Source organism: Mesorhizobium sp. USDA 4413 (assembly GCF_056280365.1).
The window spans coordinates 3947500-3961962 of record NZ_JBVPRP010000001.1 but is presented as its reverse complement, the minus strand read 5'-3'; the positions used below and the strand labels follow the sequence as shown (position 1 = coordinate 3961962).

The 14463-nt window shown below is 64.5% G+C and carries 15 protein-coding genes and 1 pseudogene; 8 read left to right on the top strand and 8 right to left on the bottom strand.

The window, feature by feature from the left end; genetic code table 11:
* Nucleotides 1-63: 63 nt before the first annotated feature.
* From ACVMIM_RS19285 to hutI, 5 genes are read right to left on the bottom strand one after another with little or no spacing between them, the layout of a single operon-like run.
* Complete coding sequence (locus ACVMIM_RS19285) at nt 64-669, bottom strand: HutD/Ves family protein (RefSeq protein WP_476113927.1); 606 nt, start codon at nt 667-669, stop codon at nt 64-66.
* A gap of 5 nt (nt 670-674) precedes the next feature.
* Nucleotides 675-2345 (bottom strand): urocanate hydratase, encoded by a 1671-nt coding sequence (gene hutU / locus ACVMIM_RS19280; RefSeq protein ID WP_476117299.1) that lies wholly within the window; start codon nt 2343-2345, stop codon nt 675-677.
* 28 nt (nt 2346-2373) lie between these two features.
* Complete coding sequence (gene hutG, locus ACVMIM_RS19275; protein ID WP_476113925.1) at nt 2374-3192, bottom strand: N-formylglutamate deformylase; 819 nt, start codon at nt 3190-3192, stop codon at nt 2374-2376.
* Complete coding sequence (gene hutH / locus ACVMIM_RS19270) at nt 3192-4733, bottom strand: histidine ammonia-lyase (RefSeq protein WP_476113924.1); 1542 nt, start codon at nt 4731-4733, stop codon at nt 3192-3194. Before hutH ends, hutG begins: the two co-directional genes overlap by 1 nt.
* Nucleotides 4730-5959 (bottom strand): imidazolonepropionase, encoded by a 1230-nt coding sequence (gene hutI / locus ACVMIM_RS19265; RefSeq protein WP_476113922.1) that lies wholly within the window; start codon nt 5957-5959, stop codon nt 4730-4732. Before hutI ends, hutH begins: the two co-directional genes overlap by 4 nt.
* Before the next feature lie 97 nt (nt 5960-6056).
* Here hutI and ACVMIM_RS19260 point away from each other — a divergent pair, with 97 nt between their 5' ends.
* Nucleotides 6057-7412, top strand: a complete 1356-nt coding sequence (locus tag ACVMIM_RS19260; RefSeq protein ID WP_476113920.1) for a formimidoylglutamate deiminase — start codon at nt 6057-6059, stop codon at nt 7410-7412.
* Between the two features lie 15 nt (nt 7413-7427).
* Nucleotides 7428-8174, top strand: coding sequence for a histidine utilization repressor (gene hutC, locus ACVMIM_RS19255; RefSeq protein WP_476113918.1), 747 nt, complete (start codon nt 7428-7430; stop codon nt 8172-8174).
* Nucleotides 8175-8238: 64 nt separating this feature from the next.
* On the opposite strand, the gene ACVMIM_RS19250 is transcribed toward hutC, so the two are convergent.
* Entirely contained in the window at nt 8239-8583 is a 345-nt protein-coding gene (locus ACVMIM_RS19250) for a RidA family protein (protein ID WP_476113917.1), read from the bottom strand.
* Between the two features lie 220 nt (nt 8584-8803).
* On the opposite strand from ACVMIM_RS19250, the gene aztA reads away from it, so the two are divergent.
* The 4 genes from aztA (at nt 8804) to ACVMIM_RS19230 (ending at nt 11962) form a co-directional block, all read left to right on the top strand.
* Complete coding sequence (aztA, locus tag ACVMIM_RS19245; RefSeq protein WP_476113915.1) at nt 8804-9625, top strand: zinc ABC transporter ATP-binding protein AztA; 822 nt, start codon at nt 8804-8806, stop codon at nt 9623-9625.
* A complete protein-coding gene (gene aztB, locus ACVMIM_RS19240) occupies nt 9625-10500 on the top strand; it encodes a zinc ABC transporter permease AztB (RefSeq protein WP_476113914.1) in 876 nt (291 codons plus the stop codon). The genes aztA and aztB overlap by 1 nt, the downstream gene beginning before the upstream one ends.
* Nucleotides 10501-10534: 34 nt before the next feature.
* Nucleotides 10535-11476 (top strand): zinc ABC transporter substrate-binding protein AztC, encoded by a 942-nt coding sequence (gene aztC / locus ACVMIM_RS19235; RefSeq protein ID WP_476113912.1) that lies wholly within the window; start codon nt 10535-10537, stop codon nt 11474-11476.
* Nucleotides 11477-11623: 147 nt separating this feature from the next.
* Nucleotides 11624-11962 carry a protein tyrosine phosphatase family protein gene (locus tag ACVMIM_RS19230; RefSeq protein WP_476113910.1) on the top strand — a complete coding sequence of 113 codons (339 nt, stop codon included), beginning with the start codon at nt 11624-11626 and terminating at the stop codon, nt 11960-11962.
* Here ACVMIM_RS19230 and ACVMIM_RS19225 read toward each other — a convergent pair.
* On the bottom strand, nt 11959-12426 hold the full coding sequence (locus tag ACVMIM_RS19225) for an Lrp/AsnC family transcriptional regulator (protein WP_041000960.1): 468 nt from the start codon (nt 12424-12426) through the stop codon (nt 11959-11961). The genes ACVMIM_RS19230 and ACVMIM_RS19225 overlap by 4 nt on opposite strands.
* Nucleotides 12427-12563: 137 nt before the next feature.
* Between ACVMIM_RS19225 and hppD the strand changes: the two genes are divergently transcribed.
* Nucleotides 12564-13679 (top strand): 4-hydroxyphenylpyruvate dioxygenase, encoded by a 1116-nt coding sequence (gene hppD / locus ACVMIM_RS19220; RefSeq protein WP_476113909.1) that lies wholly within the window; start codon nt 12564-12566, stop codon nt 13677-13679.
* A gap of 64 nt (nt 13680-13743) precedes the next feature.
* Nucleotides 13744-13851: pseudogene (locus ACVMIM_RS19215) on the top strand (type II toxin-antitoxin system Phd/YefM family antitoxin); the annotation flags it as partial.
* A gap of 60 nt (nt 13852-13911) precedes the next feature.
* Here the strand turns inward: ACVMIM_RS19215 and ACVMIM_RS19210 are convergent.
* On the bottom strand, nt 13912-14454 hold the full coding sequence (locus ACVMIM_RS19210) for a DinB family protein (protein ID WP_476113908.1): 543 nt from the start codon (nt 14452-14454) through the stop codon (nt 13912-13914).
* Between the last annotated feature and the right edge of the window lie 9 nt (nt 14455-14463).

The following is a 14463-nucleotide window of genomic DNA, read 5'->3' as shown; positions in this document are numbered from 1 at the left end:
CAAGGATTCAGGCTTTTTCGTGATACATGCAAGGGCCCGGGCGATAATTTGCCCCAGCCGCGATCATGTTTGGCAACAGCCGTTAATGTTGGCGGCGAGGCGGTGGAGCCTGATCACGAAAAGCAGGCCCTGCCCCTTGGGCTGAAGCCGCAATTCCGGGCCATCTTGGTCGACGATCAGCGTATCGAGCGGTCCGAGGCTCGCCCCATCCTCCGTGAAGAGCGTGGCGCCGGCGCCGACGGCAAAAACGAGCGTAACGTCGACGCGCAGGGCGATGCGAATCTCATCGGAGAAAGGCCGGCGTTCGACCTCATGGGCCATGCGGCCACGGCGGGTCATGATGTTGAGATCGGTGATCGGACCGCCGATCAGCGCAGCACTGGTCGGCACATCGCCCGGAAAGGCGAGCGGCGCCGAAGCCGAGGTCAGCCGCGCTGGCGGCTCGCCGGCGATGTCGAGGACAACGCCATCGCCTTCTAACACCGACAGCGTGCGGTCGATGCCGGCGAACCTCGAGAACGGCCCGCCGGTCTCGACGCGGGCCATCGAGACGCGCCAGTCGAAGTCGTCGAGCCCGGCGCCGTCGGGTGAAACGGCAATCTCGGTGGTCGTGCCGCCGCCGTTCTTCCACGGCATGACGCGGTAATCGGCGGCACGAAGGATGCGCATTTGGCCTAGCCCAGTATGCCTGGAAGGTTGAGCTGGTGCTCCCTGGCGCACTCGATGGCGATGTCGTAGCCGGCATCGGCATGGCGCATGACACCGGTCGCCGGGTCGTTCCACAACACGCGTTCCAGGCGCTTTGCCGCCTCGGGCGTGCCGTCGGCGACGATCACCATGCCGGCATGCTGCGAGAAGCCCATGCCGACGCCGCCGCCATGGTGCAGCGACACCCAGGTGGCGCCCGACGCGGTGTTGAGCAGCGCGTTGAGCAGCGGCCAGTCGGAAATGGCGTCGGAGCCGTCCTTCATCGCTTCGGTCTCGCGATTCGGCGAAGCGACCGAGCCGGAATCGAGGTGATCGCGGCCGATGACGACCGGCGCCTTGAGCTCGCCCTTGGCGACCATCTCGTTGAAGGCCAGGCCGAGCCGGTGGCGGTCGCCGAGGCCGACCCAGCAGATGCGCGCCGGCAGGCCTTGGAAGGAGATGCGCTTGCGCGCCATGTCGAGCCAATTGTGCAGATGCGTGTTGCCGGGGGTGAGCTCGCGCACCTTGGCGTCGGTCTTGTAGATATCCTCCGGATCGCCCGAGAGCGCGGCCCAGCGGAACGGGCCGATGCCGCGGCAGAACAGCGGCCGGATATAGGCCGGCACGAAGCCCGGGAAGGCGAAGGCGTTCTCGAAACCCTCGTCCTTGGCGACCTGGCGGATGTTGTTGCCGTAGTCGAGCGTCGGCACGCCGGCGTTCCAGAACGCCACCATCGCCTCGACATGCTCGCGCATCGAGGCGCGTGCCGCCTTCTCCACCGCCTTCGGGTCCGAAGTCCGCTTCTCGCGCCATTCGGCCAGGGTCCAGCCCTTGGGCAGATAGCCATTGATCGGGTCATGCGCCGAGGTCTGGTCGGTGAGGATGTCGGGGCGGATGCCGCGCCTGAACATCTCCGGCACGATCTCGGCGGCATTGCCGAGCAGACCGACCGATTTTGCTTCGCCGGCCTTGGTCCAGCGATCGATCATCTCCATCGCTTCATCGAGCGTCTCGGCCTTCTCGTCGAGATAGCGGGTGCGCAGGCGGAAATCGATCGAATACGGGTTGCACTCGATAGCAAGACACGAAGCGCCGGCCATGACAGCGGCCAAAGGCTGGGCGCCTCCCATGCCGCCGAGGCCGGCGGTCAGGATCCACTTGCCCTTGAGATTGCCGCCATAGTGCTGGCGGCCGGCCTCGACGAAAGTTTCGTAGGTGCCCTGCACGATGCCTTGCGTGCCGATATAGATCCAGGAGCCGGCCGTCATCTGGCCGTACATCATAAGGCCCTTCCTATCGAGCTCGTTGAACTTCTCCCAGGTCGCCCAGTGCGGCACGATGTTGGAGTTGGCGATGAGCACGCGCGGCGCGTTGGAATGGGTCTTGAAGACGCCGACCGGCTTGCCGGATTGCACCAGCAGCGTCTCGTCCTCGCCCAAGGTCTTCAGCGAAGCGACGATGCGGTCGAAATCGTTCCAGGTGCGCGCCGCCCGGCCGATGCCGCCATAGACCACGAGCTCATTCGGGTTCTCGGCGACCTCCGGGTCGAGATTGTTCATCAGCATGCGCAACGGCGCTTCGGTCGTCCAGTAGCGGGCGTTGAGCTTGTCGCCGCGCGGGGCGCGCACTTCGCGGATGTTGTGACGAGGATCGGTCATCATTGTCCCTTTCAAGCAAGGCGGCGCGTCAGCGACCGGCCCAGTCAATGGCGGCTTCGAGGATGGTTTTCAGCGTGGCACGGATCGGCGCGGCGTAGCTTGGGTCGTAAGGCACCGGCCAGTTTTCAGGCGAACCCTTCTCCGCAGGCTCCCGCATATAGCCGCGGTTGGAGAGCTCCATCTGCAGCGCATGCACGCCGTTCTCAGGCCGGCCGAAGCTTCTGGTGATCCACCCGCCCTTGAAGCGGCCGTTGACCACCCAGGTCTCGCCGGTTGCGGCAAGAATTGCAGCGACCTTGTCCTGCAGCGCCGGATCGGTGCTCTTGCCGTCATTGGTGCCGAGGTTGAAGACCGGCAGCGTGCCTTCGAACAGCCGCGGCAGCACCGAGCGGATCGAGTGACAATCGTAGAGCACGATCTTGTCGTGCAGGCCGCGCAGCCGCTCGATCTCGGCCTGCAAGGCGTCGTGGTAGGGTGCGAAATACGTCTCCCGGCGCTGGTCGATCTCGGACGGCGTCGGCTCCTCGCCCAGGCGGTACAGCGGGTCGCCGTCGAAGGTATCCGTCGGGCAAAGGGTCGTCGTCGCCTGCCCAGGATAGAGCGAGACGCCGGACGGATCGCGGTTGACGTCGATGACGGTTCGCGAAATGGCGGTGTGCACGACCGTCGCCCCAAGCTCGGCGGCAAAATCATAGAGCTTGTCGATCCACCAGTCGCAGTCCCGACGGCCGAGCCAGGTCGAGACCAGGCGTGAATCGAGGCCGGCAAGGTCGATGCCGGTGTGCGGGATGGAGACCAGCAGGGGCGCGGTGCCTTGGGTGACGGTGAGCCAGGAAGGCGTTGCCATCACGCCGCTCCCGCGATCGACGGCAGCTTCACGGCGCCCGCCGCATTGACCGCGGCGCCGCTGCGCACCAGGGCGATCGCCTTTTCCATGTCCGGGTGGAAGTGACGGTCGTTGTCGAGATGCGAGACCTCGGCCCGGACCAGCCTGCGCACCGCCTCCAGCGCTTCGCTCGAAGCGAGCGGCGCATGAAAATCGCAGCCCTGGGCCGCGGCCAGCAATTCGATGCCGATGACGGCAGTGGCATTCTCGATCATGCCGAGCAGCCGGCGCGCGCCGTGGGCGGCCATGGAGACATGGTCTTCCTGGTTGGCCGAGGTCGGAATGGAATCGACGCTCGCCGGATAGGCCTTCTGCTTGTTTTCCGAGACAAGCGCCGCCGCCGTCACCTGCGGGATCATGAAGCCGGAGTTCAGGCCGGGCTTCGGCGTCAGGAAAGCCGGCATGCCGGACAGCGCCGGGTCGACCAACATGGCAATGCGACGCTCCGACAGCGAGCCGATCTCGCAGACGGCCAAAGCGATCATGTCGGCAGCGAAGGCCACCGGCTCGGCGTGGAAATTGCCGCCCGAGAGCGCGGTGTCATCCTCGGCGAAGATCAGCGGATTGTCGGTGACGCCGTTGGCTTCGGTTTCAAGCGAGTCGGCCGCCTTGCGCAGCACATCGAGCGCAGCGCCCATCACCTGCGGCTGGCAGCGCAGGCAATATGGATCCTGCACGCGCTCGTCGCCGACACGGTGCGATTCACGGATGGCGCTGCCGGCCATGAGATTGCGCAGCGCATCCGCCGTCTCGATCTGGCCGCGATGCTTGCGCAACAGATGAATGCGCGGATCGAAGGGCGCGTCCGAACCCTTGGCGGCGTCGGTCGACAGCGCGCCGGCGACCAGCGCCGACTGGTAGAGCGTCTCTGCCTCGAACAGGCCGGCGAGCGCGAAAGCCGTCGAGAACTGCGTGCCGTTGAGCAGCGCGAGACCCTCCTTGGCGCCAAGCGTCACCGGCTCCAGCCCATGCGAGACGAAGGCGACCTTGGCCGGGAAGCGGCCATGCGGGGTAAAGCACTCGCCGACGCCGATCATGACGGCCGTCATGTGCGAGAGCGGCGCGAGGTCGCCGGAGGCGCCGACCGAGCCTTGCGCCGGCACCACCGGGATGACGTCGTTGGCAAGCATCGCTTGAAGCAGGTCGATGGTCTCGGCGCGCACGCCGGAGGCGCCCTGGGCAAGGCTGGCGAGCTTGAGCGCCATCATCAGCCGCACCACCGCGACAGGCATCGGCTCGCCGACGCCGGCGGCATGCGAGAGCACGATATTGCGCTGCAGCGTTTCGAGATCGTTTGCCGGGATGCGGACGCTGGCGAGCTTGCCGAAGCCGGTGTTGATGCCATAGACCGGCTCGCCCTTGGCGACGATGCGGGCGACCGCCTCGGCACTGGCCTTGATTTTCGGCCCGCAGGCTGCGTCGAGCTTCGGAATGGCGCCGCGATAGATGGCACGCCAATCGGCAAGCGTCGCGCTGCCGGGCTTCAGGATAAGTTCCGTCATTGTCCTCTCCAGATACGGGCATGGAGCGGGTTGAAGCCCATGCGGTAGACGAGTTCGGCCGGGCGCTCGATGTCCCAGATGGCGAGATCGGCCGATTTGCCGGCTTCCAGCGTGCCGGTCTGGCCCAATAGGCCAAGGGCGCGCGCGGCTTCGCGGGTGACGCCGGCGAGGCATTCGTCGACCGTCATGCCGAACAGCGTCGCGGCCATGTTCATGGTGAGCAGCAGCGAGGTAAGCGGCGAGGTGCCGGGATTCGAGTCGGTGGCGACAGCCATCTTCACGCCGTGGCGGCGGAACAGATCGACCGGCGGCTTCTTGGTCTCGCGGATGAAGTAGTAGGCGCCGGGCAGGATCGTCGCCACAGTGCCGGCCTTGGCCATCGCTTCGGCGCCCTCCTCGTCGGTGTATTCGAGGTGATCGGCCGACAGCGCGCCGTAGCGGGCGGCAAGGGCCGCGCCATGCAGGTTGGAAAGCTGGTCGGCGTGAAGTTTCACCGGCAGGCCGAGCGCTTTCGCCTTATCGAAGACGCGTGCCATCTGTTCCGGCGAAAAGGCGATGCCTTCGCAGAACCCATCGACGGCGTCGGCGAGATTTTCGGCGGTAATTTCCGGCAGGATGGTCCCGGCGACAAGATCGATGAAGGCGTCCTTGTCGCCCTTGGCTTCCGGCGGCAGGGCATGCGCGGCAAGACACGTCGTGCGGACCGTGACGGGGCGCTCGTTGGCCAGGCGGCGGGCAGCGCGCAGCGATTTCTTCTCGTTGTCGGCATCGAGGCCGTAGCCCGATTTCACCTCGACCGTGGTGACGCCTTCGGCGATCAGCGCGTCGAGACGCGGCAGCGTCTGGGCTATCAATTCGTCTTCGCTCGCGGCGCGCAGCGACTTGACCGAGGAGACGATGCCGCCGCCGGCGCGCGCCACTTCTTCATAGGTGGCGCCGGCGAGACGCATCTCGAACTCGTTGGCGCGGTTGCCCGCATAGACCAGATGAGTATGGCAGTCGATCAGACCGGGCGTGATCCAGCGCCCCTCGCAATCGACGGTCCTGGCGCCCTGCCCGGCCGCAGCCGGCATGTCCGCCTCGGGGCCGGCGTAAACAACAAGCCCGTCGCGCGCGGCGACCGCGCCTTTTTCGACGATGCCAAGACCGGCCGCGCCATCGGCCATGGTCGCCAGGCGCGCGTTGCGCCAGACCCGATGGCCGCTCTTCCCGTTTGCTCCACCCATCGTCTTTTCCGTTTGCTTGGATGACGATTATGTATATACATATTGAAGCGCGACGCAAGTGATAATGTCGCCTGGGCATTCAGATTCGGAGAGGAACGTGACGGCGATCTTTGCGGAACAGGCGCTTATGCCCGAGGGCTGGCAAAGCAATGTCAGGATCGCCTTCGACGGCGGCAGCGTCTCCGCGGTCGAGACCGGCACTTCGGCGCGGGCCGGCGACGAGCGGCATGCCATCGTCCTGCCGGGCATGCCCAACCTGCACAGCCACGCCTTCCAACGCGGCATGGCGGGTCTTGCCGAACTGCGCGGCCCCTCGGCCGACAGCTTCTGGAGCTGGCGCGAGGTGATGTACCGCTTCGCGCTGTCGATGACGCCGGACCAGGTCGAGGCCGTGGCGGCGCAGCTCTATGTCGAGATGCTGGAAGCCGGCTTCTCGCGCGTCGGGGAGTTCCATTATCTGCATCACGACCGCGACGGACAGCCTTACGCTAATATCGCCGAGATGGCGGATCGGGTCGCGGCTGCCGCGGCCGAGACCGGTATCGGCCTGACGCTGCTGCCGGTCTTCTATGCCCACTCCGCCTTCGGGGGCGCCGCTCCCAACGAAGGCCAGCGTCGATTCATCAATGATGTCGAGCGCTTCGGACGTCTGCTTGAGAAAGCCCGCGAGGGCGTTCGCTCATTGGAGCAGGCCGTCGTCGGTGTCGCGCCGCACAGCCTGCGCGCCGCAACGCCGGACGAGATCAACGCGGTCGCGGCTATGGCGCCGAACGGGCCGATCCATATCCATGTCGCCGAGCAGGTGAAAGAGGTCGAGGACTGCATTGCCTGGTCAGGCAAGCGGCCGGTCGAATTCCTGCTTGCCAACGCCGAGGTGGACGAGCGCTGGTGCCTGATCCACGCCACCCATATGACCGAGGCGGAAACGGTCGCGATGGCGACGAGCGGCGCTATCGCCGGACTCTGCCCGGTCACCGAGGCCAATCTCGGCGACGGCACTTTCGCGGCCCCGCTCTTCATCGAGCATGGCGGCCGCTTCGGCGTCGGTTCCGACTCCAATGTGCTGATCGGCTTGCCGGACGAGCTGAGGCAGCTCGAATATTCGCAACGCCTCGCCCATCGCGCCCGCAACGTGCTGGCCCGCGCGGGCGGATCCACCGGGCGCGCGCTGTTCGATGCTTCACTTGCCGGTGGCAGCCAGGCGCTTGGGGCCGGCTCCTCGCAGATTGCCGCCGGCGGTCCGGCCGATTTTGTCTCTCTCGACCGAAACCATCCTTCAACGGCCGGCAAGACGGGCGACGCGATCCTCGACGCCTGGATTTTCGCCAATGGCAGCAAGGTCGATTGCGTCTGGGTGCACGGCAAGAAGCAGGTCAGCGGCGGCAGGCATGCTAAGCGCGAGGCGGTCGCCGCGCGGTTCCGCGAAGTCATGACAGCATTGTCGCAAGGTTGAAGCAGGACCCGTCCGATGAGCTTGGTCGAGACAGACGATGTAGATGGCGGCGAGATACTCTCGCTGCACCAGCGCATCCTCTCGGACATCCGCGAAAAGATCCTCTCAGGCGTCTGGGCGCCGGGGCATCGCATCCCCTTCGAGCACGAGCTGACGGCTCAATACAACTGCTCGCGCATGACGGTGAACAAGGCGCTGTCGCAGCTTGCCAAGGCCGGACTGATCGAGCGCCGCCGCCGTTCCGGCAGTTTCGTGCGCCAGCCGCAATCGCAGGCGGCGGTGCTGGAACTGCACGACATCAGGATCGAAGTCGAGGCGCTTGGCCTGCCCTATCGCTATGAGCGGTTGGAACGCGCCAAGCGGCGCAGCGACGCCGAAGACCGCGCGCTGCTCGGGCTGGCCGCGCCAGGGCCGGTGCTTGCGTTGGAAGGCCTGCATTTCGCCGGCGAACGGCCGTTCGCCCTGGAGCAGCGATTGATCAATCTTTCAGCGGTGGCCAAGGCAGCCGAAGAAGAATTTATCGAGATCGCGCCCGGCCCCTGGCTGATCGGCCGCGTGCCGTGGAGCGAGGCCGAGCATCGCATCCGCGCCATGGCGGCCGATGAGAATATTGCCGACGCGCTCGACATCGACGCGGGCGCCCCCTGCCTGGTGGTCGAACGCCGCACCTGGAGCGCCGAGCACCCGGTGACGCATGTACGCTTCATCTATCCGGCCGAGAGCCATACGCTGGTGGCAAGGTTTACCCCGTCGCAGGGGTAGCCACGCCCCCTTTCTCCCCTTGTGCGCACGCGAGCCCGCAAGGAGAGAAGAGCAGGCAGGCGCTTTACAGCGCCGCCGTCACAATGATCTCGACCAGATATTCCGGAGCGGCGAGCTTGGCTTCGCCGGTGGCTCGCGCCGGGGTGTGACCCTGCGGTACCCACTTGTCCCATTCCGAATTCATTTCAGCGAAGGTGCTCATGTCGGCCAGCCAGATGATCGCCTGGACGATCTTGGTCTTGTCGGTGCCGGCCTTGGCCAGCAATTCGTCGATGGTTTTCAGGATGTCGCGGGTCTGCGAAGCGACGTTGCCGCCCGGCTCGCCGACCTGGCCGGCCAGATAGACAGTGTTCCCGTGGATGACGATCTGGCTCATGCGCGGGCCGACATCGATGCGACGAATGCTCATTGGAGGTTCCTTCGTTGTGGAGTCGCTGCTCTTTAGAGTCCGGGCCGGCCTGGAGCAAGGCCGGCGGCCACGAAACCAATTGAGCCAATTGTCTGGTCTCCGCCCATCCGCCTACACGGCGAGTTGACCGGCCGTGACACAATTCCGCCGGACCACTATGTTGACTAATGTAATAACATCACATATCGACGACACACTCGATTTCGCGGACCGACGTTTGATGACCAATGCCTGCCTGACCTTCCGCGACCTGACGCTTGGCTACGGCAGCCATCCGGCGATCCATCATCTCAACGGCATCGTCCGCAGAGGCTCGCTGACCGCCGTGGTCGGCGCTAATGGTTCGGGCAAGTCGACACTGATGAAGGGCATTGTCGGCGTGCTGAAGCCGATGGAAGGCGCGGTGGTCCGCATGCCGGGCGTCCGCACGGCCTATCTGCCGCAGCAGTCGGAGCTCGACCGCTCCTTTCCGGCGCGCGTCGTCGATCTGGTCTCGCTGGGGCTGTGGCCGAAGCGCGGCATGCTCGGCCGCTATACGAAAGAGGATCGCCAGTCTGTCAGCAAGGCGCTGATGGCAGTCGGGCTCGGCGGCTTCGAGAAACGACCGATCGACACGCTCTCCGGCGGCCAATTGCAGCGCACGCTGTTTGCCCGCGTGCTGCTACAGGATGCCGACCTCATCCTGCTAGACGAGCCATTCAACGCGGTGGATGCCAAGACGGTCGGCGACCTCATCCAGCTCATAAAACGCTGGCATGGCGAGGAACGAACGATCATGGTCGTGGTGCACGACCTCGATCTGGTGCGGCAGAATTTCCCGGAAACGCTGCTGCTTGCGCGCCAGCCGGTGGCCTGGGGCGACACAAAGGAAACGCTGCGGCCGGAGAACCTGCTCAAGGCCAGGCGTTTCCATGAGGCGTGGGAAGAGAATGCGCCCTGGTGCGAGCCGAGCGGGCATGATCATGGCCATGAACACGACCATCATGATCATGCGCATCACCATGACGACCACCAGCACGGCTCCGGACCGAGGGCGGCGTGATGGGTTTCCTCTACGGCCTGCTTATCGCGCCCTTTGCCGATTTCGCCTTTATGCAGCGGGCGCTGTTCGGCTCGCTGATGCTGTCGCTCGGTGCCTGCCCGGTCGGCGTCTTCCTGATGCTCAGGCGCATGAGCCTGTCGGGCGATGCGATGGCGCATGCCATCCTGCCCGGGGCGGCGGCGGGCTTCCTGCTCTACGGGCTCGAGATCCTGCCGATGACGGTTGGCGGGCTGATCGCCGGCATCATCGTAGCGCTCGGCGCAGGCGCCGTCTCGCGCTTCACCATCCAGCGCGAGGATGCTTCGATGGCGGCCTTCTATCTGATCTCACTTGCCGTCGGCGTTTTGATGGTGTCGATCCGCGGCTCCAGCGTCGACCTGATGCATGTGCTGTTCGGCACGGTGCTCGCTCTCAACAATGAGGCGCTGATCCTGATCGGCGGCATCGTGGCGGTGACGCTCGCCTGCCTCGCCATTTTCTGGCGCGCGCTGGTCGCCGAATGCCTCGATCCGCTGTTTCTGCGCTCGGTGAGCCGCATGGGCAGCCCGGTGCATTTCATCTTCCTCGGGTTGGTCGTGCTCAACCTCGTCGGCGGCTTCCAGGCGCTGGGTACGCTGCTCTCGGTCGGGCTGATGATGCTGCCTGCCGCCGCCGCCCGCTTCTGGACGGTGCGCGTCGAACCGATGTGCGCGCTCGCCGTGCTGATCGGCTTTGCCTCCTGCATTGCCGGGTTGCTTCTGTCCTACCATGCGTCGCTGCCGTCCGGTCCGGCGATCATCCTTTCGTCCGGCGTCGTCTATTTCTGCTCGATCCTGTTCGGCACGCGCGGCGCGCTGCGCGCCCGCATCGTGCATCACCGACACCGGACCGCCTGACCTCATTCCCACCCCTTAAAAGGAGACGCTGCCAATGCTGAAATCCTTCCGAGCCGCCCTGGCGATGAGCGTTATAACATTAAGCGCCCTCGCGACCTCGTCGGCCTTCGGGGCGCCGCTGAAAGTGGTGGCGAGTTTCACCGTGATTGCCGACTTCGCGAAAAATGTCGGTGGCGACCGCGTCAACATCACCACCATCGTCGGGCCGGACGGCGACGCGCATGTCTATGAGCCGAGCCCGGCCGACGCGGTGGCGATGGCGAAAGCCGATGTCGCGCTGGTCAACGGCCTGCATTTCGAAGGTTTCCTGCAGCGCCTCGTCGATGCCAGCGCCACCAAGGCTTCGATCGTGACGTTGACCAAGGGCGTGACGCCGATCGACTTCAAGCCGGAATTCGCCGATGCGGATGCCGCCGAAGGAGCCGGCACCGACGGCGGCAAGACGGTCACCGACCCGCACGCCTTCCAGTCGATCGCCAACGCCAAGATCTATGTGAAGAACATCGCCGACGCTTTCTGCTCCGCCGACAGCGAGGGTTGCGACAGCTATAAGGCGAACGCCGCCGCCTACACCACCAAGCTCGACGCGCTGGAGACCGAGGTGAAGGCTGCGATCCAGTCGATCCCCGAAGCCAAGCGCGTCGTCATCACCTCGCATGACGCGTTCGGCTATTTCGAGCACGAATACGGGCTGACATTCCTCGCGCCCCAAGGCATCTCGACCGACGCGGAGCCTTCGGCCGCCGACGTCGCCAAGCTGGTTAGCCAAGTGAAGCAGGACAAGGCGGCGGCGATCTTCATCGAGAACATCACCAATCCGCGGCTGATCGAGCAGATCGCCGGCGAGACCGGCATCAAGGTCGGCGGCACGCTCTATTCGGACGCGCTGTCGGGCTCGGACGGCCCAGCCTCGACCTATATCGACATGATGCACAACAACATCACGCAGATCAAAGGCGCGATCATGGGAACCTGAGCGGCGCAACATCCAACCGGGCCAACACGGCCCGGTTGGATTTTTCGATCGGCCGTCGCTATTTGGCAGGGAATTCCTTCAATGCGGATTGCCGCCCCTCTCCCGGGGTGGCAAGACTGACGCCAAAGAGATCGCGAGGACGACACCATGGAATACCGCCAGATCAGCGACGACTATTCGGTCTCCGGCCAGATCCAGCCCGAGGATATCGCCGCCATCAAGGACGCTGGCTTCAAAAGCGTGATCTGCAACCGGCCGGACGACGAGCAACCCGGCCAGCCTTCGGCGGGAAGCATTCAGGCCGCAGCCGAGGCGGTAGGCCTTGCCTTCCGCTACATTCCGGTGATCAGCGGCCAGATCACGATGGACAATGTCGAGGACCAGGCCGCCGCGCTCGACGAGCTCGAAGGGCCGGTGTTTGCGTACTGCCGCTCAGGCGCGCGCTGCACCAATCTTTACGGGCTGATCCAGCAGCAGCGGGGTTAAATCGGCAGCGCGCCGGTTTCCTTCAGCGTCTCCAGCACGATCGCCGTCTTCACATGCTGCACGGATTCGTGCGGCAGCAGAACGCCGTTGACGAACTCGGACAGAGACTTGAGGTCGGGCGTCACCACCTTCAGGATATAGTCCATCTCGCCGGTCAGCGCGTGCGCCTCCTGCACCTCGGGTAGGCGGGCGACCAATTCGCCGAAGCGGCGCGCATTGTCGCGGTTGTGGGTGGCCAGGGTCACCGAGATGACGTTGACCAGCGAAAAACCCAGGCGATCGCGGTCGAGCACGGCGCAATAACCTCTGATATAGCCGTCCTCCTCCAGCCGCTGGCGGCGGCGCGAGCATTGCGAGGGCGACAGGTTCACGCGCTCGGAAAGGTCGTTGTTGGTGAAGCGCGCATCCTCCTGCAGAAGCGCCATTATTTTGCGGTCGAATTGATCTAAGCGCGCGTCATCCATCAATATTCCTCCATTCATGCACAATTTACGCGCATAATGACCTTTTCAAGCGGTTGAATGCAAGCACCGTGCGGCTGCTCCGCGCTATCATCGCGAAAATGGCCAAGCCAGGCCACAACAGCTTTTGGAGGATTGCCATGGGCCCCTTCCCGCACGACGCCCCACCCGCGAAAATCAGCAAGCAAAACCCGGCCGGTACCGACGGCTTCGAATTCGTGGAGTTCGCGCATCCGGAGCCGGCCAAGCTCGCCGAGCTCTTCACCCGCATGGGTTATGTCGCGGTGGCGAGGCACCGGACCAAGGACATTACCGTCTGGCGGCAGGGCGACATCAACTATGTCGTCAATGCCGAGCCAGGCTCGCATGCGATGAAGTTCGTGGAGGAGCACGGCCCTTGCGCCGCCTCGATGGCGTGGCGTGTGGTCGACGCCAAACACGCGTTCGACCATGCGGTGTCGAAGGGAGCGACGCCCTATGAAGGCACCGACAAGGCGCTCGACGTGCCGGCCATCGTCGGTATCGGCGGCTCGCTGCTCTATTTCGTCGAAGTCTATGGCGAGAAGGGCTCGGCCTATGATGCCGAGTTCGAATGGCTGGGCGAGCACGACCCGAAGCCCGAAGGCGTCGGCTTCTATTTCCTCGACCACCTCACCCACAATGTCTATCGCGGCAACATGGACAAATGGTGGGACTTCTACCGCGACCTGTTCGGTTTCAAGCAGATCCATTTCTTCGACATTGACGGCAAGATCACCGGCCTTGTCAGCCGCGCCATCACCTCGCCCTGCGGCAAGATCCGCATTCCGCTGAACGAGTCCAAGGACGAGACCAGCCAGATCGCCGAATATTTGAAGAAGTACAATGGCGAGGGCATCCAGCATATCGCGGTCGGCACCGACGCCATCTACGAGGCGACCGACAAGCTTGCCGCCAATGGGTTGAAGTTCATGCCCGGTCCGCCCGACACCTATTACGAGATGTCGCACGACAGGGTGAACGACCATGAGGAGCCGATCGAGCGCATGAAAAAGCATGGCATCCTGATCGACGGCGAAGGCGTCGTCGATGGCGGCATGACCAAGATCCTGTTGCAGATCTTCTCGAAGACGGTCATCGGCCCGATCTTCTTCGAGTTCATCCAGCGGAAAGGCGACGAAGGCTTTGGCGAAGGTAATTTCCGGGCGCTGTTCGAATCGATCGAGCAGGACCAGATCAAGCGGGGAGTGATCAAGCTGGACGGCAAGGCGGCTTAAAACCTCAAGCTCATTTGCGGCTCGATGGGCTTTGATCTAAGTTCCGATCTTAAGAGGTCGAGCTGTGATCGTGTCCATAACTGAGGCTAGGGCCAAACTGTCGGAACTCGTGAGGCGCGCAAACGCCGGCGAGGAGATTGTGATTACCCGGCGCGGGGAAGCTGTAGCGCGTCTTCTACCGCCTCCAGCGAAGCACGACATTCACCCCGCAACAGTGCGGTATCAGCCTAGCCTACGACTGGAGCCCCAGCCGTTCGACCTCTTCGTTCCTCAGCTTCACGTCATATTCAAGAAGGAACTCATCCAATTGCGGCGGCGGAACGGAAGTGCCGCAGAGCATCGCATGCACTTGGCCGCGATGATGGATGTCGTGCAGGAAGACGTGTGCGAGGATATCGCCGATGCGTTCGGGAATCATGCCGTCCTCGCGCCGGTCGGTGATGACGCGGCGGTCGAGATCGGCCTCCGACAGGCCGTCGCAGAAGGCAATCAGCCTGCGGTCGCAGTCGGCCTGCGCGGCCGCCAGGCTCGCCACATCGTCGAACGGCACGAAGGTGTCGTATGCCGCGGCGCCTAGGCCGCCATCGGTCAGGAAGTCGAGATAGAGATGGTCAACCGCAAGGATGTGGTTCAGCGTCTCCTTGATCGACGGGAAAAAGCTGGTGCGCATGGCTTCGAACTCGCCGGGCTTCAGCGCAAGCACGGCGCGATAGAGCCGGTCGTTCGACCACAGATTGTTGCGCGCCATGCGGCGCAGGTGCTCGAGCAGGGTCACCGTTCGGGC

Bases quoted from the DNA above. Each gene is read 5' to 3' on its own strand.
- ACVMIM_RS19285 (WP_476113927.1), bottom strand. From the start codon at position 669: ATGCGCATCCTTCGTGCCGCCGATTACCGCGTCATGCCGTGGAAGAAC.
- aztC (WP_476113912.1), top strand. From the start codon at position 10,535: ATGCTGAAATCCTTCCGAGCCGCCCTGGCGATGAGCGTTATAACATTA.
- aztA (WP_476113915.1), top strand. From the start codon at position 8,804: ATGACCAATGCCTGCCTGACCTTCCGCGACCTGACGCTTGGCTACGGC.
- hutI (WP_476113922.1), bottom strand. From the start codon at position 5,959: ATGGGTGGAGCAAACGGGAAGAGCGGCCATCGGGTCTGGCGCAACGCG.
- ACVMIM_RS19225 (WP_041000960.1), bottom strand. From the start codon at position 12,426: ATGGATGACGCGCGCTTAGATCAATTCGACCGCAAAATAATGGCGCTT.
- hppD (WP_476113909.1), top strand. From the start codon at position 12,564: ATGGGCCCCTTCCCGCACGACGCCCCACCCGCGAAAATCAGCAAGCAA.
- hutU (WP_476117299.1), bottom strand. From the start codon at position 2,345: ATGACCGATCCTCGTCACAACATCCGCGAAGTGCGCGCCCCGCGCGGC.
- aztB (WP_476113914.1), top strand. From the start codon at position 9,625: ATGGGTTTCCTCTACGGCCTGCTTATCGCGCCCTTTGCCGATTTCGCC.
- hutH (WP_476113924.1), bottom strand. From the start codon at position 4,733: ATGACGGAACTTATCCTGAAGCCCGGCAGCGCGACGCTTGCCGATTGG.
- ACVMIM_RS19250 (WP_476113917.1), bottom strand. From the start codon at position 8,583: ATGAGCATTCGTCGCATCGATGTCGGCCCGCGCATGAGCCAGATCGTC.
- ACVMIM_RS19230 (WP_476113910.1), top strand. From the start codon at position 11,624: ATGGAATACCGCCAGATCAGCGACGACTATTCGGTCTCCGGCCAGATC.
- hutG (WP_476113925.1), bottom strand. From the start codon at position 3,192: ATGGCAACGCCTTCCTGGCTCACCGTCACCCAAGGCACCGCGCCCCTG.
- hutC (WP_476113918.1), top strand. From the start codon at position 7,428: ATGAGCTTGGTCGAGACAGACGATGTAGATGGCGGCGAGATACTCTCG.